At 67.0% G+C, this 23,716-nt stretch carries 22 protein-coding genes; 6 read left to right on the top strand and 16 right to left on the bottom strand.

Annotated features, from left to right (window positions below):
• Positions 1–65 precede the first annotated feature (65 nt).
• From H7347_RS04010 to H7347_RS04000, 3 genes are read right to left on the bottom strand one after another with little or no spacing between them, the layout of a single operon-like run.
• Positions 66–2,477: a serine/threonine protein kinase gene (locus H7347_RS04010; RefSeq protein ID WP_152821568.1), complete on the bottom strand. Its 2,412-nt coding sequence runs from the start codon at positions 2,475–2,477 to the stop codon at positions 66–68.
• Positions 2,470–3,534 carry a glutamate ABC transporter substrate-binding protein gene (locus H7347_RS04005; RefSeq protein WP_152821566.1) on the bottom strand — a complete coding sequence of 355 codons (1,065 nt, stop codon included), beginning with the start codon at positions 3,532–3,534 and terminating at the stop codon, positions 2,470–2,472. Before H7347_RS04005 ends, H7347_RS04010 begins: the two co-directional genes overlap by 8 nt.
• Entirely contained in the window at positions 3,531–5,048 is a 1,518-nt protein-coding gene (locus tag H7347_RS04000) for a hypothetical protein (RefSeq protein WP_152821564.1), read from the bottom strand. The genes H7347_RS04005 and H7347_RS04000 overlap by 4 nt, the downstream gene beginning before the upstream one ends.
• 54 nt (positions 5,049–5,102) lie before the next feature.
• Between H7347_RS04000 and H7347_RS03995 the strand changes: the two genes are divergently transcribed.
• Genes H7347_RS03995 through H7347_RS03985 form a run of 3 tightly spaced genes read left to right on the top strand, consistent with a single transcriptional unit; the run spans position 5,103 to position 7,307 of the window.
• Entirely contained in the window at positions 5,103–5,612 is a 510-nt protein-coding gene (locus tag H7347_RS03995) for an NUDIX domain-containing protein (protein ID WP_152821562.1), read from the top strand.
• The gene (locus H7347_RS03990) at positions 5,605–6,540 is read left to right on the top strand and encodes an ABC transporter ATP-binding protein (protein ID WP_186337217.1); all 936 of its coding nucleotides are present in this window, start codon (positions 5,605–5,607) and stop codon (positions 6,538–6,540) included. Before H7347_RS03995 ends, H7347_RS03990 begins: the two co-directional genes overlap by 8 nt.
• Before the next feature lie 2 nt (positions 6,541–6,542).
• Complete coding sequence (locus H7347_RS03985) at positions 6,543–7,307, top strand: hypothetical protein (RefSeq protein WP_152821560.1); 765 nt, start codon at positions 6,543–6,545, stop codon at positions 7,305–7,307.
• 78 nt (positions 7,308–7,385) lie between these two features.
• Here H7347_RS03985 and H7347_RS03980 read toward each other — a convergent pair whose 3' ends face one another.
• The 5 genes from H7347_RS03980 to H7347_RS03960 form a co-directional block, all read right to left on the bottom strand.
• Positions 7,386–7,823 (bottom strand): CAP domain-containing protein, encoded by a 438-nt coding sequence (locus H7347_RS03980; RefSeq protein ID WP_186337216.1) that lies wholly within the window; start codon positions 7,821–7,823, stop codon positions 7,386–7,388.
• Positions 7,824–8,288: 465 nt separating this feature from the next.
• A complete protein-coding gene (gene cls, locus H7347_RS03975; protein WP_370513905.1) occupies positions 8,289–9,785 on the bottom strand; it encodes a cardiolipin synthase in 1,497 nt (498 codons plus the stop codon).
• Positions 9,786–9,803: 18 nt separating this feature from the next.
• Positions 9,804–10,634: an exodeoxyribonuclease III gene (locus H7347_RS03970; RefSeq protein WP_152821556.1), complete on the bottom strand. Its 831-nt coding sequence runs from the start codon at positions 10,632–10,634 to the stop codon at positions 9,804–9,806.
• 2 nt (positions 10,635–10,636) lie between these two features.
• Positions 10,637–11,644, bottom strand: a complete 1,008-nt coding sequence (locus H7347_RS03965) for an N-acetyltransferase (protein WP_152821554.1) — start codon at positions 11,642–11,644, stop codon at positions 10,637–10,639.
• Between the two features lie 15 nt (positions 11,645–11,659).
• Positions 11,660–12,253: a peptide deformylase gene (locus H7347_RS03960; protein WP_152821552.1), complete on the bottom strand. Its 594-nt coding sequence runs from the start codon at positions 12,251–12,253 to the stop codon at positions 11,660–11,662.
• On the opposite strand from H7347_RS03960, the gene H7347_RS03955 reads away from it, so the two are divergent.
• The 3 genes from H7347_RS03955 to H7347_RS03945 are packed head-to-tail and all read left to right on the top strand — an operon-like array spanning position 12,252 to position 14,556.
• Positions 12,252–12,491, top strand: a complete 240-nt coding sequence (locus H7347_RS03955; RefSeq protein ID WP_152821550.1) for a DUF3263 domain-containing protein — start codon at positions 12,252–12,254, stop codon at positions 12,489–12,491. The two genes, H7347_RS03960 and H7347_RS03955, sit on opposite strands and share 2 nt — an antisense overlap.
• A gap of 24 nt (positions 12,492–12,515) precedes the next feature.
• The gene (locus tag H7347_RS10925) at positions 12,516–13,370 is read left to right on the top strand and encodes a LytR C-terminal domain-containing protein (protein WP_152821548.1); all 855 of its coding nucleotides are present in this window, start codon (positions 12,516–12,518) and stop codon (positions 13,368–13,370) included.
• 52 nt (positions 13,371–13,422) lie between these two features.
• Positions 13,423–14,556, top strand: a complete 1,134-nt coding sequence (locus H7347_RS03945) for a glutamate--cysteine ligase (RefSeq protein ID WP_152821547.1) — start codon at positions 13,423–13,425, stop codon at positions 14,554–14,556.
• On the opposite strand, the gene H7347_RS03940 is transcribed toward H7347_RS03945, so the two are convergent.
• The 8 genes from H7347_RS03940 to H7347_RS03905 form a co-directional block, all read right to left on the bottom strand.
• Entirely contained in the window at positions 14,542–16,245 is a 1,704-nt protein-coding gene (locus H7347_RS03940; protein WP_152821545.1) for an ATP-binding protein, read from the bottom strand. The genes H7347_RS03945 and H7347_RS03940 overlap by 15 nt on opposite strands.
• A gap of 44 nt (positions 16,246–16,289) precedes the next feature.
• Positions 16,290–16,673 (bottom strand): monovalent cation/H(+) antiporter subunit G, encoded by a 384-nt coding sequence (gene mnhG, locus H7347_RS03935; protein WP_152821543.1) that lies wholly within the window; start codon positions 16,671–16,673, stop codon positions 16,290–16,292.
• 1 nt (position 16,674) lies between these two features.
• Entirely contained in the window at positions 16,675–16,950 is a 276-nt protein-coding gene (locus H7347_RS03930) for a monovalent cation/H+ antiporter complex subunit F (protein ID WP_186337215.1), read from the bottom strand.
• A gap of 2 nt (positions 16,951–16,952) precedes the next feature.
• Positions 16,953–17,462, bottom strand: coding sequence for a Na+/H+ antiporter subunit E (locus tag H7347_RS03925; RefSeq protein ID WP_152821541.1), 510 nt, complete (start codon positions 17,460–17,462; stop codon positions 16,953–16,955).
• Complete coding sequence (locus tag H7347_RS03920) at positions 17,463–19,193, bottom strand: Na+/H+ antiporter subunit D (RefSeq protein ID WP_152821539.1); 1,731 nt, start codon at positions 19,191–19,193, stop codon at positions 17,463–17,465.
• The gene (locus H7347_RS03915) at positions 19,186–19,677 is read right to left on the bottom strand and encodes a Na(+)/H(+) antiporter subunit C (protein WP_152821537.1); all 492 of its coding nucleotides are present in this window, start codon (positions 19,675–19,677) and stop codon (positions 19,186–19,188) included. The genes H7347_RS03920 and H7347_RS03915 overlap by 8 nt, the downstream gene beginning before the upstream one ends.
• Complete coding sequence (locus tag H7347_RS03910; RefSeq protein ID WP_186337214.1) at positions 19,667–22,630, bottom strand: Na+/H+ antiporter subunit A; 2,964 nt, start codon at positions 22,628–22,630, stop codon at positions 19,667–19,669. The genes H7347_RS03915 and H7347_RS03910 overlap by 11 nt, the downstream gene beginning before the upstream one ends.
• A 406-nt stretch (positions 22,631–23,036) precedes the next feature.
• Complete coding sequence (locus H7347_RS03905; protein WP_152821535.1) at positions 23,037–23,525, bottom strand: acetyl-CoA acetyltransferase; 489 nt, start codon at positions 23,523–23,525, stop codon at positions 23,037–23,039.
• Positions 23,526–23,716 lie beyond the last annotated feature (191 nt).

Here is a 23,716-nt window from a genome sequence, read left to right as displayed (position 1 = left end):
GGGCTAAACGGCGAGTCGGTTGCGCCTCTCATGTTTGTTAAATTTCACAGCGGTGTAGGAGGCGGCTAGAACCACGTCACCGGGCGCACCTGGTTGGCCATGTCCACGAGGTCGTAGCGGTGCCGGGGGAAGGGGGCGTTGCGGGCCTGGCGACGCAAGGCGTCGGCCAGCGCGTAACGCAGGCCGCGCTGGGTAAAGGGGTAATCCAGCAGCGCGTTGGACGAGGCAGCCCTGTCTAGTCCGGCGTCCCGGAGGAACTTCAGGCCGGAGGAGAAGACGGCGGTCTTGATCTGGAGGAAGCGCGGCTCGTTGGTGGGGATCTCCTCCAAGCGGCGGGCGGCGCGGCGGATGCGGGATTCGGTGAGGTCGGCGGAGATGAGCTGGAGGATGCTGGTCAGTTGCGCCATGCGGTGGTGCCGCGAGGCCTGGGGCACCTTGTCGAGGGCCTGAACGGCCAGCTCCAGTTGGTTTTCCGCCATGAGCTGGCGGGCCAGCCCAAAGGCGGAGGAGACGGTGGCGGGATTGGTCATCCACACGAGGCTATAAAGGCGGATGGCGTGGAAGCGCAGCACCAGGGGGTCGTGGGTGAGGTGGGTCCAGTCGCGGTCGATGCGGGTGAAAAAGTCCTTGGCCAGTTCCTCGAAGTTCGGCCCGGAGGTGGTGATGGTGTGCGCGGCGTCCTCCGGCAGGAGGGTTTGCTCCGTGTAACCGAGGTCTTGGAGGATGAGCTCGTCCACGGCGGCCAGGGCGAGCTTGGGGGCGGCCTCGCCGGGAAGGATGCGCAGCACGTTGTAGAAGTGCTGTTGGGCCTGCTGGTAGTCCTCCATGAGCAGGCAGGTGGTGGCGGAATACCACTGGTAGCGCCAGTCGTGCCCCAGCCGGTATTCCAGGGAACCCAGCCAGGAGCGCGCCTGCCCGGTAAAGCCCAGGTCGAGCATGGCGCGCACTACCCCGAAGGGGATCTCCGAGGATTTTTCGTATTCCGGGGTGTTCATGGCCTGGTGCAGGGTTTCCAGGGCCTCCTCCGGCTCGGTATAGGAGAACCCGGAGAGCATGCCGGCGCCCACGTCGTTGCGGTCGACCAGGGGCACGGGCAGGGCCTGCATGACCTCCCCGGAGGTGATGCGCACGGTGCGGTCGATGCCGTCGATGAGCTGATCGGTGCGAAACACCAGGTGCTTGGTGCCAAAGGTGCGGCGTTGGGGGGAAAACAGGGAGTGTTGGGCGGGGAACTGGCGGCCGTCGCGCAGCGCGATGACCTCGCGGAGCACCCCGTAGAGCTGGCTGCGCAGGTCCGCCAGGCTGGCGAAGCGCTCGTCCGGGTTGGGATTGGTGGCGTGCACCAGGAGCCGGTAAAAGCTCAGGTAGCGGCGCAGCAGCGGCTCGTCGGTGGGGGAGGGGATGCCGGGGTCGAGGACGCCGTCGGTGGTGGGCATGGCGATGGTCAGGGCGGCGAGGGTGCGACCCACGGTATAAATGTCGCTGGCAATGCTGGGGCCGCGGGTGGGTACCTCCGGGGCCTGGTAGCCGCGGGTGCCGTAGATGTAGCCGTAGGCCTGGATGCCGGATACCGCGCCGAGGTCGATGAGCTTGACCTGATCCTCGGTGGCGATAATGTTTTCCGGCTTGAGGTCGTTGTACACCACCCCGCGGGAATGGAGGTAGTCCAGGGCGGGGAGGATCTCTAGGATGTAGGCGATGGCGACGTCAATGGGCAGGTTGCCCCCGGGATAGGTGCGCATGCGGTCGCGCAGGCTGGGGCCGCTGACGTATTCCATCACGATGAAGCCACCGGGAACGCGGGGATCGTCGATGAAGTTAAAGATCTTCACGATGCCGGGGTGGGTGATGTCGGCCAGGAACTCCCGCTCGGCCTCGGCGGCGCCCGCGTCGTGGTCCTCCTTTTCCGCCTGCATGCCCTTGAGCACCACCAGGCGCTCGGAGACGTTGCGGTCCTCCGCGAGGTAGATCCACCCCATGCCCCCGTGCGCGATCACCCCCAGTACCTCGTACTGATCCGCCACGATGTCGCCAGCAGCAAGCTGCGGCGGGCTCGCTTTTTCCCCCGAGGGATCGCGCAGCGCCTGCTCTGGGGGAAGAAGATTGATGAAGGGCAGGGTGACCATGCCGTCGGCCACGGTGCGGTCGGTACGCCGCTGCGCGCGGCGGCGGCGAAACGTGCTCAGTGCCTCCCGGCGCGCCCGCTCCGAGGCGTCCACGCGGGCGGTGGCGGCGTCACGCAGCGAACCCATGTCGTCGAGCAGGGCGGCGATGTCTCCCACCTCCTCGGCGTCGGTGTCCTCATCTGCGAAGGGATCGAAGGGCACGGCGGAGGTGGCCGTATCCTCCTCGTCCGCGAAGGGATCGAAGGGCACCGCCTCGGTGGTGGGGCCCTCCTGCGAGGGGGTCGGGGCGGGGGAGTCCGCGGCGTAGAGGGGGGCCTCGTCGTCGCGGGGAACGTCCTCGCGCTTAGTCATGGATCTGCTCCTCGGGGCGGTAGTCCAGGGGCGGCGGGCCGGGGCTGGTGAGGTAGGGGCCGAACCAGCGGTTATACATGTCCCACCAGGTGTCGTCGGCGCGGATGCGTTCCAGGGTGGCGTTGACCTGGCGCACCAGGCCGGGGTTGCCGCCCTCCTCCGGGCGGGCCATTGCCACGCCGTAATCCTCCTGGGAGAGCGCCGGACCCACGATGTGGGTGAACTGATCCTGAGCGGCGATGCCGGAGAGCAGGACGTCATCGGCCAGGATGGCGTCCGTTTGGTGTTGCTGCAGGGCCACCAGGCAGTCGGACCAACTGCGGGTCTTGAGGATGGAAGAATGGGGAGCCTGGGCGCGGGCCTCGATCAGGCCGGTGGAGCCATCGGCCACGCAGACCGTGCGGCCGCTGAGGTCCTCGGCGGATTCGATGTCCGCGTTGGTGCTCACCAGCAGCCGCTTGTGGGTGGACAGGTACGGGGCGGAAAAGGCGATGGTTTCCTGGCGCTGGGCGGTGATGCTCATGGTGCGGATCACCGCGTCCACCGTTCCCCGGTTCAGGGAGTCCAGGCTATCGGCGGATTCCATGAAGCGGAACTCGACCTTGGATGGGTCGCCAAAGATATCGCGGGCGATCTCCCGGGCCAGGTCCACTTCGAAGCCGCGCACGTCGCCATAGCGGGGGTCGCGGTAGCTGATGCGGTACAGGGATTGATCCACGCCCACGATGAGACGCCCGCGCGCCACGATCTCCGGTATGCGCTCCCGAGGCTCGGCGGCATCGGGACGTAACGACCCCTCCGCCTTGTCCGCCACGGGATTCTCCTCCTCGGCGGCGCGGCGGCCGCCGGGGCGCTCCATGATTGCCCCGGCGGGCACCGGCGGGCCGAAGGTCAGCGCCGCGGCGGCCGCCTCCGTGGCCTCGGAGTGCTCCCGGGCCCCGTTGCGCATGGCGCGCTCGGCCAGCGGCGAGGAGCACGACGATAGTCCCAGGGAGAGGGCCGTTAGGAGGGCCAGGGCGGCAGCATGGGATCGGGGCGGGCGGCGGCGCGGCATCATAGGTACTCCTGGAGGCGGGGGCGGATGCCCAGCACCACGGCCACGATGGAGCTCAGCGAGAGCAGCAGCACCGCCATGGACACCAGCGCGGTGGCGGCCAGGCCGTCGCGGATAAAGGAGCGCATGGTGGAGCGCGATTGGGAGATGAGATCGCCCAGGGCATCGTCGAGAGCGGCGAAGGCCCCCGCGGTGGTGGGGGCGTGCTCGCTGTGGCCGGAGGCGTCCGTGGTCAGGCGCAGCGCCTCAGAGAACGCGCCGGAGCGCAGCGCGCGCACCAGATCCTCGTGGGCCTCCTCCCATTGGTCGAGCGCGGTGTGGGCCGCCTCCAGAGACTCCCGGTGCCGACCTTCGGTGTGTGCCTGGGCCCGCTCCACGTCATCGAGGGCGGAGCTCAGCGCCTGGGTGGTGTCCAAAAAAGCGGAGTCCGTGTCCTCAAGGCTCTGGCGGCGCACGAGCGCCAGGGTCTCCGTGGTGCGGGCCTGCTGGGCCAGGATGCGCGAGGCGGTAAGAGAATCCCAGGGCAGGGCCGCCTGCTCGAAGCTGCGATTACCGGCCTGCCAGGTGGCAAAGTTGGAGCCGGACACCCACAGGATCGCCACGCACATCATGGCGGTGGCGGCCAGGAAGCCCTTGTTGAGCCGCCGCCGCGTGATCCGCCACAGCCACCACTGGGCGATCAGGAGGAACACCACGGCGGCGAGGAGTCCGGACAGCGGCACCCATTGCGGCCGCATGGCCTGGTACTGCTGGGTGGAGACGTTGTGGCTGGCGCGGTCGAAGATCGCGGAGGCGTCCCGGAGGATCTCCTCGCGCATGAGGGCCGAGGCCTCCGCCATGTAGGACACGCTCACGGGGTTGCCCTGCCGGTTATTTGTCCGCGAGGTCTCCACCAGCCCGGCATAGACCGGCAGCTGGCGCTGCACCCGGGAGATCAGCTCGGCGGCGGTGACGTCCTCGTCGCCGAACCCGGCGGCCACCTCGGAGGCGGCGTGGGAGGCGCGATCCAGGGCCTGGTAATAGAGGCTGAGAGATTCCTCCGGCATGACCCCGGACTGCACCATGCCGGTGGTGGCCATCGTGTCGGCCAGGGACAGCGAGGTGTAGAGCTGGTGCGCGGCGGAACTGGTGGGCTCGGTGGTATCGAGCATGTGGGTGAGGGATTCCTGCCGGGTGGCGGAGTAGTCGCTCATGGAGTAGCCCGCGGCAAAGAGCGCCATCGCCAGGATGAGGGTGAGGGTAACCATCTTGCCCGGGGTGGTGGAGATGAAGCGCCAGAGCACCCGGAGCCGGTACAAGGGCCCAGAGGAGGCGGAGATCCAGAGGTTCTTCAGGGAATGGCGGGGGGCGTCCTCCTGGTCGTCGACCCGATCCAGCCAGTGATCGTCGGTGTCGTGGGGGAGCTCGGCGGCGTCGAAAAGCGGCCCCTTGCGCCTCCGGGACACCGCGCGATCCCAGGGGCCGCGCAGCCGCTGGCGCAGGTGCCCCTCGGGGGAGTGTCCCTGATCACCAGTCATTTTTTTAGGATAACGCGCCAACCGTCCTTCTGGCTAGCACTAGGCTGGTGAGGCATGAGCGGAGACGGCAATGGCTGGGCGGCGGGCCCCGGCGGCAGCACACTGTGGGGGCGATTCGGCGCCGCGGGGCTGCTGCTCATTGCGCGCCGGGAGGGCACCGTGCTCATGCAGCACCGAGCGCCCTGGACGCACCACGGCGGTACCTGGGCGCTGCCGGGCGGGGCGCGCGACTCGCAGGAGACGGCCACCGACGCTGCCCTGCGCGAGGCCCGCGAGGAGACCACCATCGATGCCGCCCAGATCCGCGTGCTCTCCGAGTATCGCACCGCGGGCCCCTTTCCCGCCGATCCCGCCCGCCCGGAGCTGGCGGGGCGGTGGACCTACACCACCGTGGTGGCCGAGACGGTGACCGGGGCCTCGGTGCCCTACGCGCCCAACGCGGAATCCGTGGAGCTGCGCTGGGTTCGCGTGGAGGAGGTGGCGCGGCTGCCGCTGCTGCCCGCCTTCGCACGGGCGTGGCCGGGCCTGCGGCGCGAAGTTATGGCACGCTTGAGGCGTGATTGAAGCACAGGGATTGACAAAGAAGTACGGCGGCACCCTCGCCGTGGACGACCTCAGCTTCTCCGTGCGTCCGGGCGTTGTCACCGGCTTCCTCGGCCCCAATGGGGCGGGCAAGTCCACCACCATGCGCATGATCGTGGGCCTGGATAGGCCCAGCGCGGGCAGCGCCACCATCGACGGCACCCCGTATGCGCGGCTGCGCGAGCCCTTGCGCCACGTCGGGGTGCTTCTCGACGCCAAGGCGGTGCATCCCCACCGCACGGCGGCACGGCACCTGCAATGGATCGCCGCCGCCAACGGCATCCCGCGCTCCCGGGTGGACGAGGTGTTGGGCGTCGTGGGTCTTGGCGACGTGGCGGGCAAGAAGGCCGGTGGGTTCTCGCTGGGCATGGGCCAGCGGCTGGGCCTGGCGGCCGCGCTGCTGGGTGACCCGCACACGCTGGTGCTCGACGAGCCGGTCAATGGGCTCGATCCCGAGGGGATTCGCTGGGTGCGCACCTTCCTCAAGGCCTTTGCGGCCCAGGGGCGCAGCGTGCTGGTCAGCTCCCACCTGCTCTCCGAGATGGCGCTGACCGCCGATCACCTGGTGGTCATCGGCAAAGGACGGCTCATCGCGGATACCCCCACGGCGGACTTCGTGCGGCACCATTCCGGCGTGACCACCCGGGTGCGCGCGGCCGACCCGGCGAAGCTGGAACTCCTGGCGGGCGCGCTGAGCGCGGTGGGCCACGGTGTGGAGCCGGGCGTGGACGAGGAGCGCCGCCCGGTGCTCCTCGTGACGGGCTTGAGTACCGACGAGGTCGGGCGCGTGGCCTTCGAACAGGGTGTCGCACTGGGCGAGCTGACCCAGCAGCGGGCCTCCTTGGAGGATGCTTTTATGCAGATCACCGGGGAATCTGTGCAGTATCGTACCGGGGGAGGAGAACAGTAATCATGAGTTCGTTCATGCATGCCTATCGGGCGGAATACCTCAAGCTGCGCACCACGGCCTCCCTGTGGTGGAGCAGCCTCATCTTTGTGGTTCTGGGCCTGCTGGTGCCGATAGCGATGGGCACCCGGTGGGCCACGCATCCGGAGGATCTGGAGGCCTACGGCCCGCCCACCCCGGACACGATACTCTCCGGCCTCTTTGTCGCCTGCCTGCCCGTGGTCGTGGTTCAGGCGGCGATGACGGTGAGCACCGAGTATCGCTTTGGCGGCCAGACCGTTACTTTGCTGGCCACCCCGCGCCGGGTCGTGGTGGCGGCCGCGAAGTTGTTGGCCTACGTGGTGCACGTCGTGGTGCTCGCCGCGGTGGTTGTGCTGGTGGCCTATCTCTTGACCGGGGTGCTAGTTCCGGGGATGAGTCCCGCGAGCTTCCTGACCGATCGCGAGGCCCTGGCCTACTTGTGGTCGGTGCCGCTGGGCATGGCGCTGCTCACCGCGTTCACGCAGGGCATCGCCATGCTGGTGCGCAACACCGCGGGGACCGCGGTGCTCGTTTTGGCCTGGATGTGGGTCCTGGAGGAGGCCGTGGGGGTGTTGCCGACGATCGGGGTGCGGGTGGCGGACTACCTTCCCTTCCGGAATCTCCTGGCTTTTGTTACCCAGATGCCCGTGGGAGACGGGGGCGTCATCGGCAGCGGCCTGTACTTTGCCCTCTGGGCGGCGGCGATCTGGGGCCTGGGCGTGGCGCTGTTTCACCGGCGGGACGCCTAAGCGGGGCGGCGTGCCGGCGCCCGCCCCGGGGCATAAGAAAACCCCGCGCCACGAGGCGCGGGGTGGGGTGTACGGGGGTTACCAGAAGCGCTGCACGGCGTAGATATCGTTATCCTCATTCTGCGCCCAGCCCACGCCGATGATGGTGGCCTCGTCGTCGAGAATGTTGGCGCGGTGGCCGGGGGAGTCGATCCACCCCTGGGTGACCGTCTCGGGGGAGGCATGATAGGGATATCGGGAGATATTCTCCGCAGCATTGGTATCGGGATCGTGCTCGAATTTGCCGGTATCGCGCATGGTCTCCGCCCACTCCTGGGATTCTGCGGTCAGGGCGTTGTCGCACCGGAGCGTCGTCAGGCCGTTGCTGGTGCGGTAATTGTTCGTGGCGTTGACCACACGAGCGACGTGTTCGTCGGAGCAGTTATAGGCCTGGGCAGCCTGGGCCGGAAGGATAGTCATGGCGGCGACCAGGGCGGCGGTGGAGAGGGTCTTAGCGGTGGTGCCCAGGGAAAACATCGGTGGAACCTTTCGGATATCGCGTTGTTCTTTTGTTGATTCCCACATTATGAGCGTGGTGGCCGCCGCGCGACTTTCGTTCCTATGGTATGAGATCATAACTATTTCTGAAATAGCTAAAAATTATCCCATGGAGTCCTTGTCGGCCGATGTCGGAGGTATGATCTCCCGGAAAAGTGGCGCGATATGCCGCGAGTGGTGTACATCATACGTCCGCTGACGGGGAAAATGTGGGGAGGTATGTTGCCTGATGTGTGCCCAAAGGTATATTTTAGTGACGTTAGTCATATTTTTAGAACAAGGGAAAACTATACCTTTTTCTTTCATTTCGTCCCTCTTCTATGTCCTGACCTGGAATTTATTGGTGGGACATCTGAAGTGCTACGTCTGAACCTAATGTCTGATGTTTATCGGGGCAGGTGGCAGGGCAGATCGGATGTCTGCCAGGTTCGTGTATAAGCGCGGTCATTGCAGGGCGGAGGTCAGGCGCATGACGTTATCCACGTAGCGGCGCGCGAAACCGCGCCGATTCCAGCGTTCCAGGGTGAGTTCCGTGGAGACGGAATGATAGGCGGCGGTCAGCTCAGTGAGCTGCTCGATAAGGTTGCCGCGCACCACCATGAGCGAGACCTCGTAGTTGAGTCCGAAGCTGCGCATGTCCATGTTCGAGGAGCCGAGCACGGCGATGGGGTCGCCGTCGGCGGCATCGGGATCGGCCAGGAGGAACTTGGTGTGCAGCACGTAGGGGGCGGGAAACTGGTAGATGCGCACGCCCGCCTCGAGGAGAGCCTGGTAATAGCTCGATTGGGCGTGGTGCACCATGAACTGGTCGGCCTCCTCGGAGACCAGCAGTTCCACCCGCACGCCCCGGTAGCAGGCGGTGGTCACGGCGGAGAGCAGGGATTCGTCCGGGATGAAGTACGGGCTGCACAACACCAACCGCTCCTTGGCGTGGTGGACGATGGAGGTGAACATGCGCAGGTTGGGTTCCGTGGTATACCCCGGCCCGGAGGGCACAACCTGCGTCACGTTCGTAGCGGAGGACGGCAGCGCGGATAGCGGCGCCGGGTGGGTGGTGTTGCTCAGCTCCAGATCCTGGCCGGATTCCAGGTACCAATCCACCGCAAAGATCATCTCCAGCGAGTCCACGATGGGCCCCTCCAACTCCACCATCACGTCGATCCACTGGCGGTTCTTCTTGACGTTCTTGGACACCAGATAGGAGCGGTCGATCACGTTCTGGGAACCCATGAAGCCGATCTTGCCGTCTACCACCAGGATCTTGCGGTGATTGCGCAGGTCGGGGCGGCGGAAGCGGCCGTACCAGGGTTGCAGCGGAAGCATGAGCTGCCATTCCACCCCGATGGCATCCAGCCGGCGTCCTAGCCTGCGATAACCGGGGTATTTATAGCTTCCCACCTGGTCAAAGAGCAGGCGCACCTGCACCCCGCGGGCCACCGCGCGCTCCAGGGCACGGAACAAGACGTCCGTGGTGTCATCCCAGGCCACGATGTAGATCTCCGCGTGCACGTGGTGTCGAGCCTCGTCCACGGCGGCGGCCATGCGGCGCAGGGTGTCGTCATAATCCGTGTGCAGGCCGGCGTTGATGGCGGGCACGGCCGGGAAGTTGGTGAGGGTGCGGTTGAGGCGGATGAGCGAGGTGATCTCGGGGGAGAGCGTCAGGCTGGGCGGATAATCGTGGGCGTCCTCCTGGATGTCCTCGATCATCGCGTTGGCCTCCTGCTGAATGCGGTGGCGACGCCGGTTGATGTAGGGGCTGCCCATGAGCAGGAAGAGCGGCAGGCCCACCACGGGCAGCAGGAGGATCACCAGCAGCCAGGCGGTCGAGGAACTGGGGCGGCGCCCCTCCGGGACGTAGCCGACGGCGATGATCTTGATGGTGTAATCCACCAGGAGGCCAATGAATTGCCAGGTATCCAGATTGAGGTTCAGGGAAAACACTCTGCTACCGGGGGCTTTCTACCGCACGCTGTCGAAATCCGGTGTGTCGTCCAGGCGGTAGTTCACCACCACGGGGGCGTGATCGGAGGCCCCCCGGGTGGCGCGCTCCGCCACGTCCACGAACCCGGCCGCGGCCGTCCGCGCCAGGGCCGGGCTGGCCAGCTGGAAGTCGATCCTCATGCCCTCGTTCTTGGCGAAGCGCCCGCCGGTGTAGTCCCAATACGTGTAGCGGGTTTCCTCGGTGAACCGGCGGCTGACCTCCGCCAGCCCCGCCTCCTCCAGGGCCTGGAAGGCGGCCCGCTCCGGCTCCGTGACGTGGGTGCGACCCTCGAAGGCGGCGATGTCCCACACGTCCTCGTCGCGCGGGGCGATGTTGAAGTCGCCCATGAGGAGCAGCCTCGCCGCGGGGTCGGTCTCCAGGTGCGCGGATACCCGATCGCGCAGGGTCCATAGCCAGCGCAGCTTGTAGTCGTAGTGGCGATCCGCGATCTCTCGGCCGTTGGGCACATACAGGCTCCACACCCGCACCCCGCCGCAGGTGGCGCCCACGGCGCGGGCCTCGCGGTCCTGCGCGGCCGCCAGGTCCTTGGCAAAGCCCGGCTGGTGCTCGAAGTGGGTGGCCACGTCGGTGAGACCCACCCGGGAGAGAATGGCCACCCCGTTCCACTGGTGGTACCCCACGTGCGCCACCTGGTAGCCGAGCTCCTCGAAGCGAGAGTAGGGGAACTGATCGTCGGCGCACTTGGTTTCCTGTACCGCGAGGACGTCTACCTCGTGGCGGAGCAGAAAATCCGCCATGCGATCCGCGCGGGTGCGCGCCGAGTTTACGTTCCAGGTGGCTATGCGCATGGCTATGAGGATAGTCGGTGGCGCGCGTAGCGGTGCCGATGATGCTCGACGAATCCTTGCTTGGCGTACAGGCCCACCCCGGCGGCGTTGGATTCGAGTACCTGGAGGTAGGCGGCCTGGGCGCCGTGGGCGTGGCCCCAGGCCAGCATCTCGGTACCCAGCCAGGTGGCCAGGCCGCGGCGTCGATAGGCGGGATCGACCTCCACGGCGGAATAACCCAGCCAGCCCCGACCGTCCTGGGAATGAGTGATCGTGCCGCGGGTGACCGCCACGGTGTCCCCGGCGGCGTTGAGCAGGCGGCCAAAGCCCAGGGTGCCTTCGATGGCGCAGCGTAGGAGGCGTAGGGCCCGCTCCGGCAAGGGGGTACCGCGGAAGTGATACATGGCCAGCCAGGCGTCGTCGGGTTGGGCGTCCACGCGGAAGCGATATCCCGCTACGGGGTTCGGCGCAGGGGCGGCGTCGATCTGCTTGGTCATCACCAGGATCTCGGGCCCCTGCTCCCACTCCGGCCCGGTGCACAGCGCCTGCGCCGGGCGGCCGATGCGCTCGGGGATGTGGACGATCGTGGGTAGCCCATGCGCGGCGTAGAACTCCGCGATCTCCGTCAAGGGTACCGCGCTCAGCCCGGCCGAGGGGCCCAGGGGGGTGGCGGAATTGGAGCGCTCCGTGATGCCGTCTCCGGCGCGCAGCAGCCACTGGCCGTCGCCGCTCCAGCGGTGTTCCAGCCCGGGAAAGGCGGCGGCGGTGGCCTGCTCGATGGCCCGAATGTCGGAGTTGAGCACGCGCCGGGGCGAGAGCTTGCGCACGACCTTGACCTGTTCGGCGGGGATGGTCACCGCCTGGGCGTGGGAGGGCAGCCCGCCCACCTTGTGAGGGCGCACGGTGAGCGGATCGAGGCTTAAGACGTGCCCCACCACGTCGCTGAGGTGCCCCGGCGTCTCCGGGAGCGCGCGGCGTACCACCACGCGATCGCCCACCGCGATGGGTTGGTTGCGGAACCACCTGCTCATGGCGCGGTCGGGCCGTTACTCAGACGGGGCATCGTCGTGCCCAAAGGGGTCTGGGTCCACGCCGGGCATCCAGGTATTGCCCGGCCGGTTCCACTCGTGGGCCTTGATGGCTTTCTTGGCCTGGCGCTTGTAGCGGCCAATCAGGGTGTCGGTGTACACGTAGCCGTCCAGGTGCCCCACCTCGTGTTGCAGGCAGCGGGCGAAAAAGCCAGTGCCCTCCACCTCGACGGGGTGGCCATCGAGGTCCACGCCGGTGACCTTGGCCCAGTGCGCGCGCCCGGTGGGGAAGCCTTCGCCGGGCACGGAGAGGCAGCCCTCGTCGTCGCTGCCGTCGTCGGCGGGCATGGTGGTGGGGACCTCGGAGGTCTCCAGCTCGGGGTTGATCACGTACCCGCGGTGCCAGTGGCCCTCGTCGTCGGGGCAGTGATAGACGAAGAGGCGCAGCGGCAGCCCGATCTGATTGGCGGCCAGGCCCACGCCGTGGGCCACCTCCATCGTCTCGAACATGTCCTCGACGAGGGCTTCCTGATCGCGGTAGGGGGCGGGCACGGGCCGCGTGGGGGTATGCAGCACCGGGTCGCCGTAGATCACAATGGGGCGCACAGTCATGAAATACAGTGTAGGCATGGCCCTGAGCGACTTCGACGCCCGCCTGCTGGATTTTGCACAGCACGCCCCGCGCGCCCTGGGTGCGCGCGAGGAGGCGATCCGCGCCCGACTCGGCATCAGCCCCGTGCGCTACTACCAGCGCCTCAACCTGCTGATCGACGATCCCGAGGCGATGGCCGCGCACCCCGCCCTGGTGCGGCGCCTGGCGGCGCTGCGGGAGCGCCACGGGAAATTGTAATTTTTGGTCTGTAGAGTGGTTGATGTGTCTGATGTGAATAAAGATCGAGAGAGCTACGACCCTTACGACTCCTACGAGGATTCCTACGGCGACGATTCCTCCGCCGCGGGCGCGGCCCACGCCGAGGACGTTCCCGAGGATCACGGGGAGGGCAGCGGCATTCCCCTGCGCGGGCTTGCCATGGTACTCGTGGCCGTGGCGATCCTGTTGGCTATCTGGGGCGTGTGGGCGCTCGTGGGCGGCCAGAAGGACGGCGATTCCGAGTCCGCGTCCTCCGCCCCGGCCACCGCGCCCGTTCAACAACCGGCCGGGCAGCTTCCCGCGGGCCAGGGCCAGCCCGGTCAAATGGGCCAGCAGCCCGCCGTGACCGGCGCACCCCAACAGATCCCGGCCCCGGCGCAGCCCAACGGCGTGGTGGGGGATAGCCCGGCCGCCCCCGCCGCGGAGAACCCCGACGCGCAGGCCCCGGCCGCGCCGAGCGCCCCGGCCCCGGACAACGCCCGGGAGGGTCAGGGCAACCGGGAGAATCCCGGCCAGGATCCGCGCGCCCAGCAGGGCCAGCAAGGCCAGGGCGGGCGCGTCAACGTGCTCAATAACTCCACCGTGCAGGATCTTGCCGCCAACACCTCCCGCCAGCTGGAGGGTCAGGGCAGCCAGATCGGTGAGGTGGGTAACCTGCCCGAGGAGCAGTTCAAGGTAGATCAGACCACCGTGTTTTACCAGCCCAGCGCGCCCGGCAGCAAGGAGCGTGCCGCCCGCCTGGCCGAGCAGCTCGGCGGCGTGGCGCTGCCCTACGACCCGCGCCTGCCCGATACTACGGCGGGGCAGGGTGACCTCACGGTGGTGCTCGCCGGGGCTGTGGCCGCGCCCACCCGGTAGGATTGCGTATCAGTCCACCTCCCCGACCGTGAAATGGAGGCGAGCGAACGCTATGCCTGAGATCGAGTTCGAGCGCTCCCCGCGCCCCACGCTGGGCGTGGAATGGGAGGTGGCCCTCATCGACCCGGCCACCTACGACCTGGCGCACCAGGCCGCCGAGGTCATAGAGATCGTGGAACGCGATCACCCTGAGGTTCACCTCGAACGCGAGTTCCTGCAGAACACCGTGGAACTGGTCACCGGCGTGTGCGAGACCGTGCCGCAGGCCGTGGCCGAACTCGCCCATGGGGCGGCGGCGGTGCACGCCGCCGCCCGGCACCTGGGCCTGCGGGTGTGGTCCTCCGGTTCCCACCCCTTCTCCGACTTCCGCGAGAACCCCGTCTCCGCCAAGGGCTCCTACAACGAGATCATCGAGCGCACGCAGTACTGGGGTTCCCAGATGCTCATCTGGGGCATTCACGTGCACGTGGGCATCAGCCACGAGGACAAGGTCTGGCCGATCATCAACGCGATCATGACCAAGTACCCCCACTTGCTCGCGCTCACCGCCTCCTCCCCCGGCTGGGACGGGGTGGACACCGGCTACGCCTCCAACCGCACCATGCTCTACCAGCAGCTTCCCACCGCCGGCATGCCCTACCAGTTCGGCTCCTGGCGGGAATGGGAGGACTACATGCACGATCAGGGCGTCTCCGGGGTCATCAACCACACTGGCTCCATGCATTTCGACGTCCGTCCCGCGCCCAAGTGGGGCACCATCGAGGTGCGCATCTCCGACGCCACCTCGAACCTCCGGGAGCTCTCCGCCGTGGTGGCGTTGACGCACTGCCTCGTGGTGCACTACGACCGCATGTACGAGTGCGGGGAGGAGCTGCCCACCCTGCAACCCTGGCACGTGGCGGAGAACAAGTGGCGCGCCGCCCGCTACGGGCTCGACGCCCTGGTGATCACCTCCCGGAACACCGACGAGGCCTGGGTGCGCGACGAGCTGCGCGACCTGGTGGCCCAGCTTGTGCCGCTGGCCGAGGAACTGGGCTGCGCCGAAGAACTGGCCCTGGTGGAGGAGATTATCGACCAAGGGGCGGGCTATGCGCGCCAGCGCGCTCTCTACCGGGAGACCGGCTCCTGGGTACCTGCCGTCAAGGCGGCTTGCGACGAGCTCGAAGCGGGGCTATCCCTCGGCTAGCAGGTAGGCGCGATTGCGGCTGGTGGGGGCCGTGGCCCGAATGAGGCCGGAATCCACCAACCTTCGCAAAAGCGGCCGCAGCGAGGCGAGGCTGCGTCCGGTGGCCTCGGCGATATTCCTGCTGGACCTTGGCGTGGTGGTGGAAAGTGCGCTGAGAATATCCTGCTCGGCTTCGCTGAGGCGGTCTCCCGGCGTGGGGATCCGGAAGTGATCGGGGCGTACTTCCGCGAGGAGCCCGCGATCTCGTAGCCCCTGGGGGGCTTGACGGAGATCATCGCTGTCGTGTCCGGTTTGGTTGCGCATATCGTTGATGCTGACGGCACCCAGTTCGCGGGCGAGCACGAGGGCGATGCCGTCCGTGGGCCGGTCATCGTGCCCGAGGAGCCCGCTCAACCACTCGGTCACGCTGGGTTCCATGAGGCCAAAGCGCCGCAGCGTGACCTTGACCTGAGCGATGTCCACCTCGTACTCGGGGACGGGAAGCCCGGCCTCCCGCATGGCGGCAAACATGCGGGGAATGCCCGAACCGTTGCTCTCCGCGAGCACCCCGTCGCTTTCCGCAGGCGTGGGGATTTCCGCTAGGAGCCGCGCCACGATACGGTTCCGGGTTGCCGGAATGCCGTTGAGGAGGTCCTTAGGATTTTTGGCCCCGGGAAAACCGCCGGGGTTGATGATTTCTACGCGATCGGAGTATATATCGACGTGAATCTTTTGCGCCAGCGCCTGTTCGGAATAGTCGCGGTGCATGACGGCATTGGCGATGGCCTCGCGGAGCACGTCCTCGGGGATCTCGAGGAGGTCGCGCCCTTGGGAACCGGAGACGACGCGCCGCACGCGCAGATTATTTTTTATGGCGCGCAGACAATCAAGCAGCATGGCCGGAATGCTGCCGTCGCATACCTTGCGGTCAAGGAATCGAGTGTGGGAGGTATGGCTTTTTGTCTTTCCGGGGTGTACTGCCACGTCGATGAGCAGGGAGGGAAAGAATTCTTGCGGATAGGTGCCAAGGCAGAGCAGCCCGGCCATGGTTAATTCCTCGTTGGAGGTGGTAATTTTCATGTGCCGGAGCCATTGAATCTCCTTGCCGCTGAGCGCTCGGCTGCCGGTTGCCCGGAGGTGCTTTTCCACGGCGGTAAGGAGGTTTGCATCAAGGTCATTGATGGTGGAATCGGGTACGGGATGGGCGTCAATGGTGAGTTGGTCAAAGCGGTGCTGTAGCTGGTAAATCTCCAGCGGGGAGAGTGTTTGGTCGTCCTCAGCCACCCGCTTGAAGCTGCCGTTTTTGATGCCTCTTTCCCGCACGTGGCAGGGGCCGTTTACGCAAAGTGGCTCGATACGCAGAATCACCACTGGGGCCGAGCCTATGCATTCGGTCTGCACCGAATAATTGGGGACGGGCTCGACCTTGGCACCGGTGCTATCGGTGGCATTGAGCCCCTGGTGAATTCTGGCGATGACGTCCTGGGCGTCGAATCCCGGGGCCGGTGTGAAGCCGTTGTCCTCGCTCAACCCCAGAAAGAGGAGTCCACCCTTGGTGTTGGCAAAGGCACTCACGCTCTCCCACAGGGATTTGATCTCGGGATTTTTCTTTCCGAGGTGCCCGGCGAGGGCTTTGACCTCTACCTGGTCATCGTCCTGCCCTTGGGTGCGAAGGCGTTCCAGGTGTTGATGGAAAGCGGTGCTGCTCATGGGCCCTCAGTGAAGATCACTGAGGGCGGCGGGGTTGCGCGCTCCTAGCGCTTCTTCCCCAGCGCGCGATCGGCGGGGGCGTCGTTGCGCGACATTCGTTCCTTGTCCGCGTACAGCCCCTCGCGGCGGGCCACGCGGCCGATGCGCTGGGCGGTCACTGGCGAGGTAAGGAAGGAAAAGACGATGAGCAGGAGCAAAACGCCCATGTCGCCGCGCTCCCCGGGGCTGAGGTGTTCGCTGCCGGCCACGCGGATGATGGCGCCGAGGATGGTGAGCACGAGGCCCGCTGTTTGGGGCTTGGCCACGGCGTGGATGCGCGACATCGTATCGCCAAAGCGCACCAGCCCCACGGAGCCGGCGAGGGAAAGCAGCGCCCCCACCACGATGAACACGAGGGAGACGAGGTCGGTGAGGAATTGAATGCTCATCTTAAGAACCGTCCCTCTTGCGGAAGCGGGCCACGGAGACCGAAGAGATGAATCCCAGCAGGGCGATCACCAGCATGGCGTTAGAGACGGTGGTGTCCAGAGTCCAACAGATGTACAGCGCCAGGGCGCACTGCATCATGGCCACCAGCCCGTCGAGGCCCACCACGCGGTCGAGGGAATTGGGCCCGGCGAGGATACGCCAGCTGGTGAGCAGGAATGAGGCGCAAAAAAGCACCGCGGCCACGGTCAAAAAGACCTGGTAGATGGTGAAATCCACTGCTATCTCCCTTCAAAAATGTCGATCATGCTGCGCTCCAGGGCACGGATCTTGCCCAGCTCCCGCTCGATGTCCTCCGGGGTGGGGGCGTCCACCAGGTGGATCGTCCACATGCGGTTGGCGATGTCGATGTCGGTGATGCAGCCGCCCGGCTGCAGGTTGTAGAGGCCGGTGGCCAGGGTGAGCACCAGCTCGCTGCTGACGCGCATGGGTGCCTGGATGATGGCGGTGGCGGGCAGTGCCCGTGGGCGCAGCGCCAGGGCGGACACCTTGAAGCTGGCGGCAAAGAGCTCCTTGAACCAATGCCCGAGGAATATCAGCAGCGCCCGCCATTCCACCGTGAGCTGGGCGATGGGCAGGCGGGGCAGCGGCAGGATGAGGATGACGCCGAGCCCCACGAGCAGCCCTGCGATGAGGTTGGCCCAGGTGACCTCGCCCATCAACCCGCACCACAGCAGGGTGATCCAGGCCAAGGTGAGGGGGCGCATTCGATTGTGCACGCCTCGATACATTTAGCGTTCCTCCTCGGGGGCGGGGGCGTCGGTGGTGGTCGCGGCCGCCGAGGAGGCCGTGCGGCTTTCATAGCTATCCCGCCCCTCGTCGAGCCGGACGGAGGGATCCAGGGTGCGGTCGGGTTCCGTGGCGGCGTTTCCCAGCACCGCGGAGCGATAGATACTCACGTCCGAGGCGGATTCCGCGGCGCGCTGGGTGACCCCCACCAGCGGCCCGGCGAAGACAGTCAGGCCCAGCGAGGCCACCACCAGCAGGGCGGTGGAACCGACCATGCCCACGGGGATGCGGCCCACGTCGTCGCGTTCGGTCATTTCCACCTCGTCGGTCACGTCCACCAGCAGGGCAGGGCGGGCCATCGCCAGGTGCCCCTCCGGGGCGTCCTTGCGGTCGCGCCAGAAGCCCTTGGACCACACGATGGCCATCACGTACAGGGTGAGCAGGGAGGTGGCCACCGCGCCGCCGATGAGCAGCCAGGCCATGGCGTCGCCGCGCTCCGCGCCGGCCTGCATGAGCATGATCTTGCCGATGAATCCGGAAAACGGCGGGATGCCGCCGAGGTTGATCGCCGGGAGGAAATACAGCACGGCGATCAGGGGGGTGGCGTAGAGCAGCGAGCCGAGGCGGCGGAGGGAAGAGGTCCCCGCCTGGCGCTCGATGAGCCCTACCACCAGGAAGAGGGCGGTCTGGACCAGGATGTGATGCACGGCGTAGAAGATCGCCCCGGACAGGCCATGAGCGGTGCCCAGCGCCAGGCCGAAGATCATGTATCCGATGTGACTGACCAGCGTGAAGGAGAGCAGGCGCTTGATATCGCTTTGGGCCATCGCGCCCAGGATGCCCACGAGCATGGTGGCCAGCGCCACCACAAGCAGCATGGTATTGAGCGAGCCGTCGGTGAAGATCACCGTCTGTGCCCGGATGATGGAGTACACGCCCACCTTGGTGAGCAGGCCCGCGAACACGGCCGTGACCAGGGAGGGCGCCGTGGGGTAGGAGTCCGGCAGCCAGGCGTCGAGGGGGAAGACGGCGGCCTTGATGCCAAAGGCCACCAGCAGCACCGCAAAGATCGCCGCGCGGGTGCCGGAGGGGACGTCGTCCATGCGCATCCCGATCTGGGCCATGTTCAAGGTCCCCACGGCGGCGTACACCATGGCCAGGCCGAAGAGGAAGATCATGGAGGAGACCATGGAGACCATCACGTAGCCGACACCGGCGCGCACGCGGGAGGCCGAGCCACCCAGGGTCAGCAGCACGTAGGAGGCCACCAAAAAGACCTCGAAGCCCACGTAGAGGTTGAACAGATCTCCGGCCAGGAAGGAGATGTTCACGCCCATGGACAGCAAGAGGTAGGTGGGCACAAAGACGGCCACGGGGTCGTCCTCGCCGCCGTCGCGCACGCCCTGGGCGATGGCGTACCACATCACCGCGAAGAGGACGAGTCCGGACACGCTGAGCATGAGCGTGGAGAGTCGATCGGCCACCAACGTGATTCCCACCGGGGAATCCCAGCCGCCGATCTGAAGGGTCTGGGTGCCCTCCTGGTCGATGATCACGAGCATGAGCGCGGCAACGGTGATCGTGCCGAGCAGGGAGAAAAACGCCACGAGGCGCTGAATGTTGACGAAGCGCGCGAGCACCAGGGTCAGCGCCGCGGCCACCGCCGGGGCCAGGATGGGCACCGGGATCAGATAGGGCATATATGAGGCGAGGTGTGTGCCGAGGTCAGTCATCGTCCTCCCCCTTGACCGGAGACTCGAAGGAATGCAGGCCGAAGCTGTCGCCCTCGGAGGTCATCCGCCCGGTGGCGGGATCATCCGAGGCGTCGTGATCGGGGGCCGCCGAGGCCACGGTGGGCCGGGCGACGATGGCGGCGTCCTCGCTGTCGTCCTCGATGACGTCGGCCGCGCGGTAGCGATACTGCCGGTAGGCCAGGGTGAGGATGAAGGCCACCATGGCCATGGAGATCACGATGGCGGTGAGAATCATTGCCTGGGCCAGGGGATCGGCGATCCTTTCCCCGTAGAGATCGGACTCACGGCCCATGATGGGAGGGGAGCCGGCCGGTCCCCCGGCCTGGAGGATCAGCAGGTTGGCTCCGTTGCCGATGAGCATGAGCCCGAGCATCATTTTGGTCATGGCGCGATCGAGCACCAGGTACACCCCGGCGGCGATGAGGGTTCCCGCGGCGATGAGCAAAACGAGGTTAGCGACCATTCTCGGCGTTCTCCTTTCCGGTGGCGGGGGCGGTGGTGGTGGCGCGACGCCGCCGCTGCGCCTCGCGGGCCATCGACCGGGCGCGGTCGCGGGCGCGCTGGCGGCGCGCGGCCTCGTCCAGGTCGATCTGCGCGCCCAGAGAGGTCAGGATGTGCATGGTCAGGCCGATCACGATGAGGTACACCCCGGCGTCGAAGAGCAGGGCGGACGGCAGGTGCGTCTCCCCGATGAGCGGGAGGGTGAGATCCCATACCTGCGTGGTCAGCGGGGGGCGGCCCAGGGCCATGGGCCACAGGGCGGCCAGCGCGGAGAGCAGCAGGCCGGAACCCAGCAGACGCCCGGCGTCGATGGGCAGGGCCGCCTCCAGCTCGGCGCGCCCGCCCGCGAGGTAGCGCAGGCTGAGCGCCAGGGCGGCCACGAGGCCCCCGGCGAAGCCGCCACCGGGCGCGTTGTGCCCGGCGAAGAAGAAGTACATCGAGAGTACGATCATCGAGGGGAAGGCCACGCGCGTGATCACGTCCACCATCAGGGAGCGGTTCTGCGCCTTTTCCGTGTCGCTTTCCGCGGAAAGCCAGCGGCGCCCCACGGTGCTGAGCGTGGGTCGCCGCGAGGCGCGGGAAAAGGAGCGCGTGCCGTAGATGAGGGAGGCGACGCCGGTGGCCGCGATGACCAGCACGGAGATCTCTCCGAGGGTATCCCAGGCGCGGATATCCACCAGCAACACATTGACCGCGTTGGCGCCGTGCCCGATCCGGTAGGCGAGGTCCGGCATGAACTGGGCGATGGGTTCCTCCTGGCGCGCGTTGAGGGCGAAAAGCGTCACGATGGTCACCGAGAGTCCCACCGCGATGGACAGCCACGCACGATTGCGATTGCCCTTGGGCGTGCCGCGCCACTGCGTGCCCGTGGGCATCTTGCGCAGCACCAACATGAACACCACCATCACGATGGTCTCCACTAGCACCTGCGTCAGCGCGAGGTCCGGGGCACCATGCAGGGCAAAGATCATGGCCAGGCCGTAGCCCGTCACCCCCACCATGATGACCCCCGAGAGCCGATTATGCGTGCGCGTGGCCCCGATGGCCATCGCCACGATGATCGTTGCCAGCACCGCCTGCCAAGGGTTGCCCCACAGCTCCATGCGGATGTTGTTGCGTTCCCCGGCGATGAGCGCCGCCAGCGGCAGCAGGGTGAGCACCGCGAAGATGATTCCCAGGTTCACCATCAGGGAACCACGTTGGGTGGAGGCCGTTAGCCGCAGCGAGGCCCGGCGCAGGAACGCCACGATGGCGTCGTACGCCGTGTCGGCGCTGCCCAGGGCGGGCTCCTCTGCCTGAAGGTAACGCAGCAGGTGACGCTGCCAGAACAGCAGCGCGCCGAGAACCACGATCACCGTCGAGAGCAGCAGCGGGATGCCGAAGCCGTGCCACAGCGCCAGGTGTGCCGCGGTCGTACCCGGGTTCGCGGGGAAGGTCGCGTCGAGGTAGGGGGCAAAGAAGCGGCCGATGAGCGGCGGGTGCACGCCCAGGGCGAGGGTCAGCGCGATCAGTACAGTGGGGGCCGCGTACAGCTTGGGACCGATGGCGTGCATGGCCGCCACCGGCTGCGACGTGGCGCCCCCGCTGGGATGCTCCCGCGATTTGGTGGCAAAGGCCCCGTGGAGGAAGAAGCAGCTATAGGCCATGGTCAGGATCGAGCCCAGCACCATGCCCACAAGCATGAGGCGTCCGGGCATGCCCACCAGCAGCTCCTCGTGCAGGATCGCCTCCAGGGCGGCCTCCTTGGCCACGAAGCCGAACAGGGGCGGGATGCCCGCCATCGATGCGGCCGCCAGAGCCGCCAGGACAAAGATGTATGGTTGGACGCGCCCCAGGCCGGAAAGCTCGTCGGTGTTACGGGTGCCGGTGGCGTGGTCGATGGCGCCGACCACCATGAAGAGCGTGGCCTTGAACAGGGAATGCGCGCAGGTCAGCGCCAGTCCCGCCAGCATCGCCTCGCGGGAGCCCACGGAGACCACCGCCATGAGGAAGCCCAGCTGGGATACCGTGCCGTAGGCCAGGATGAGCTTGAGGTCCTTTTGCCGCAGTGCCATCCACCCGGACATCAGCATGGTGAAGATCCCCACCGGGATCAGCACCAGGTGCCAGGTCTGTACCGCGTGCAGATCGGGGGCCAGGCGTGCCACCAGGTAGATGCCGGCCTTGACCATGGCCGCGGAATGCAGGTACGCCGATACCGGCGTGGGGGCGGCCATCGCGCCGGGCAACCAGAAGTGCACGGGGGCGATGGCGGATTTAGAAAGGGCGCCGATGAGGATCAGGATGATGGCCACGGTGATGTGGGGCACCGCGGCGGGGTCGGGTAGGGCGGCGAGGTCGGAGAAGTACCACACCCCGCCGGATTGGCCCAGCACGATGAACCCCACCAGCATGGTCAGGCCGCCCAGGGTGGTCACCATGAGGGCCTGGTTTGCGGCATGACGCGAGGAGGCGCGCTCCCCGTAGTAGCCCACCAGCAGGAAGGAGAGCACCGAGGTGAGCTCCCAGAAGATGTACATCAACAGCACGCTATCGGAGGTGACCAGCCCGAACATGGCCATGGAAAAGGCCACCATCTGCGCGCCGAAGAGCGAAAGCCGGCGGGGGTTGGAATCAAAATAGCCCCAGCAGTACAGCAGCACCAGGGCCCCCACGCCCAGGATGATCAGGCTGAAGATCCCGGCCAGGCCGTCCAGGCGGAACACGATATTCATGTTCAAGCTGGAGAGCCAGCCGGTGTGTGAGACGATGGCCTCGCCCCGGCCTAACGGGCCCGAGAGAAACTGCCGCAGCACCCAGGCAAACCCGGCTAGGGGAGCGAGCGCAAGCAGCCCGAAGGCGGGGCGTCCCAAGGATCTGATGAGTACGGGGGCGAGCACCGCGGCGGCGGTGAGGGCACCCAAAAGGATCAACACGTGGTGGTCGCTCTCCTTATGTCAATGGAGCGGTCAGGACAATCGAGCGGCCTCCCTCACGCCCTGACGGCACCGCTCGCGCAAGCGCAGCCCCGATCCGCGTCGGTCCCCTCGAATAACGAACGCGGGCGTGGTCACCACGGTTCGGCGTCCGGAGGCGTCTATGGGTGTGGCCAGTAAGAAAGAGTGTACCTATAAATGCGCCTTGGCGGTAGCGTGCGGTGTGCGCACCTCGTCTTGACGGGCCGCCACTGTCATTGTGGTGCCGAGGCATGGGCTGCGGGAATATCGTGGGAGGGTGTCGAAGGCCCTCGGGGAGCACGCGGAGGATAGACCATTAGCCTCGATGGCGGGTCGCCGCCGTCGAATATCGTTCCCCCGCGTGCCGTTCGTGCCGCAGTGCGCCCTATCCGTGCAGCCTGGCCGCCGCGCAACTGAAGGCCTGGGCGAGGGAAAGGTGCGGCGTGGCTCCCAGACCCATCGCCCAGGCGGTGCGGGGACCGTGGTGGGCCAGGACGAAGGTGGCCGTGGCCTCGAAGAGGGAATGCTGGTGGAAGCGTAGGATCTCCACCGGGTAGCCCTCCCGGGCGAGGAAGGAGGAGCAGGCGTCGGCCGGGCCGGAGGCGGCGAGGCGGTGCCGGGAGCGCCGCGGGGGTTGGGTTGTGGAGCGCCGGGTGGCGCCGAGGATGTAGCGGAAGTCCCGGTAGGTGTGCGGTTCCTCGTCGAGGATGGCGATGCTCAGCTCCGGCTCGGGGCTGTAGGTGGCGCGAAAGAGGTTCCAGCTCATGCCCGCTGCCTCCTCGCGCAGGCCGCGCGGCAGCGGGCGGAGCCGGTAGCGCCGCTGGAAGGGGTCGTCGAGACGGGTGGGGGAGAGGAGGGAAGAGACGGTGTGCATCGGGGATCGGTCCTATCCGTGCGGGATGTCGATGGGGGTGGACCGACTCTCTTCGGTGTGCGGGTGGATTAACGACTACTTCCCCAGGCGCGGGGGTCAGTCCCTATCCCGCACTGGGGTACGTAGCCTTGGCTACTCGCTGAAGAGAAATGGCGATGCGAAGCATGTGTGGCAGCCTACATTACGTCGCG

The sequence above is a fragment of the Corynebacterium sp. zg-331 genome (genome assembly GCF_014267345.1).
GTDB lineage: Bacteria > Actinomycetota > Actinomycetes > Mycobacteriales > Mycobacteriaceae > Corynebacterium.
The sequence above is the reverse complement of the archived record's forward strand: the minus strand, read 5'-3'. Positions and strand labels throughout refer to the sequence as shown.

Coding starts and splice junctions, on each gene's coding strand:
- H7347_RS03980 (WP_186337216.1), bottom strand. CDS start 7,823: ATGTTTTCCCTGGGCACCACCGCTAAGACCCTCTCCACCGCCGCCCTG.
- H7347_RS03965 (WP_152821554.1), bottom strand. CDS start 11,644: ATGAGCAGGTGGTTCCGCAACCAACCCATCGCGGTGGGCGATCGCGTG.
- H7347_RS03960 (WP_152821552.1), bottom strand. CDS start 12,253: ATGACTGTGCGCCCCATTGTGATCTACGGCGACCCGGTGCTGCATACC.
- H7347_RS03945 (WP_152821547.1), top strand. CDS start 13,423: ATGCCTGAGATCGAGTTCGAGCGCTCCCCGCGCCCCACGCTGGGCGTG.
- H7347_RS04005 (WP_152821566.1), bottom strand. CDS start 3,534: ATGATGCCGCGCCGCCGCCCGCCCCGATCCCATGCTGCCGCCCTGGCC.
- H7347_RS03955 (WP_152821550.1), top strand. CDS start 12,252: ATGAAATACAGTGTAGGCATGGCCCTGAGCGACTTCGACGCCCGCCTG.
- H7347_RS03995 (WP_152821562.1), top strand. CDS start 5,103: ATGAGCGGAGACGGCAATGGCTGGGCGGCGGGCCCCGGCGGCAGCACA.
- H7347_RS03905 (WP_152821535.1), bottom strand. CDS start 23,525: ATGCACACCGTCTCTTCCCTCCTCTCCCCCACCCGTCTCGACGACCCC.
- mnhG (WP_152821543.1), bottom strand. CDS start 16,673: ATGAGCATTCAATTCCTCACCGACCTCGTCTCCCTCGTGTTCATCGTG.
- H7347_RS03970 (WP_152821556.1), bottom strand. CDS start 10,634: ATGCGCATAGCCACCTGGAACGTAAACTCGGCGCGCACCCGCGCGGAT.
- H7347_RS04010 (WP_152821568.1), bottom strand. CDS start 2,477: ATGACTAAGCGCGAGGACGTTCCCCGCGACGACGAGGCCCCCCTCTAC.
- H7347_RS03940 (WP_152821545.1), bottom strand. CDS start 16,245: ATGAGCAGCACCGCTTTCCATCAACACCTGGAACGCCTTCGCACCCAA.
- H7347_RS03985 (WP_152821560.1), top strand. CDS start 6,543: ATGAGTTCGTTCATGCATGCCTATCGGGCGGAATACCTCAAGCTGCGC.
- H7347_RS03920 (WP_152821539.1), bottom strand. CDS start 19,193: ATGACTGACCTCGGCACACACCTCGCCTCATATATGCCCTATCTGATC.
- H7347_RS03915 (WP_152821537.1), bottom strand. CDS start 19,677: ATGGTCGCTAACCTCGTTTTGCTCATCGCCGCGGGAACCCTCATCGCC.
- H7347_RS03925 (WP_152821541.1), bottom strand. CDS start 17,462: ATGTATCGAGGCGTGCACAATCGAATGCGCCCCCTCACCTTGGCCTGG.
- H7347_RS04000 (WP_152821564.1), bottom strand. CDS start 5,048: ATGACTGGTGATCAGGGACACTCCCCCGAGGGGCACCTGCGCCAGCGG.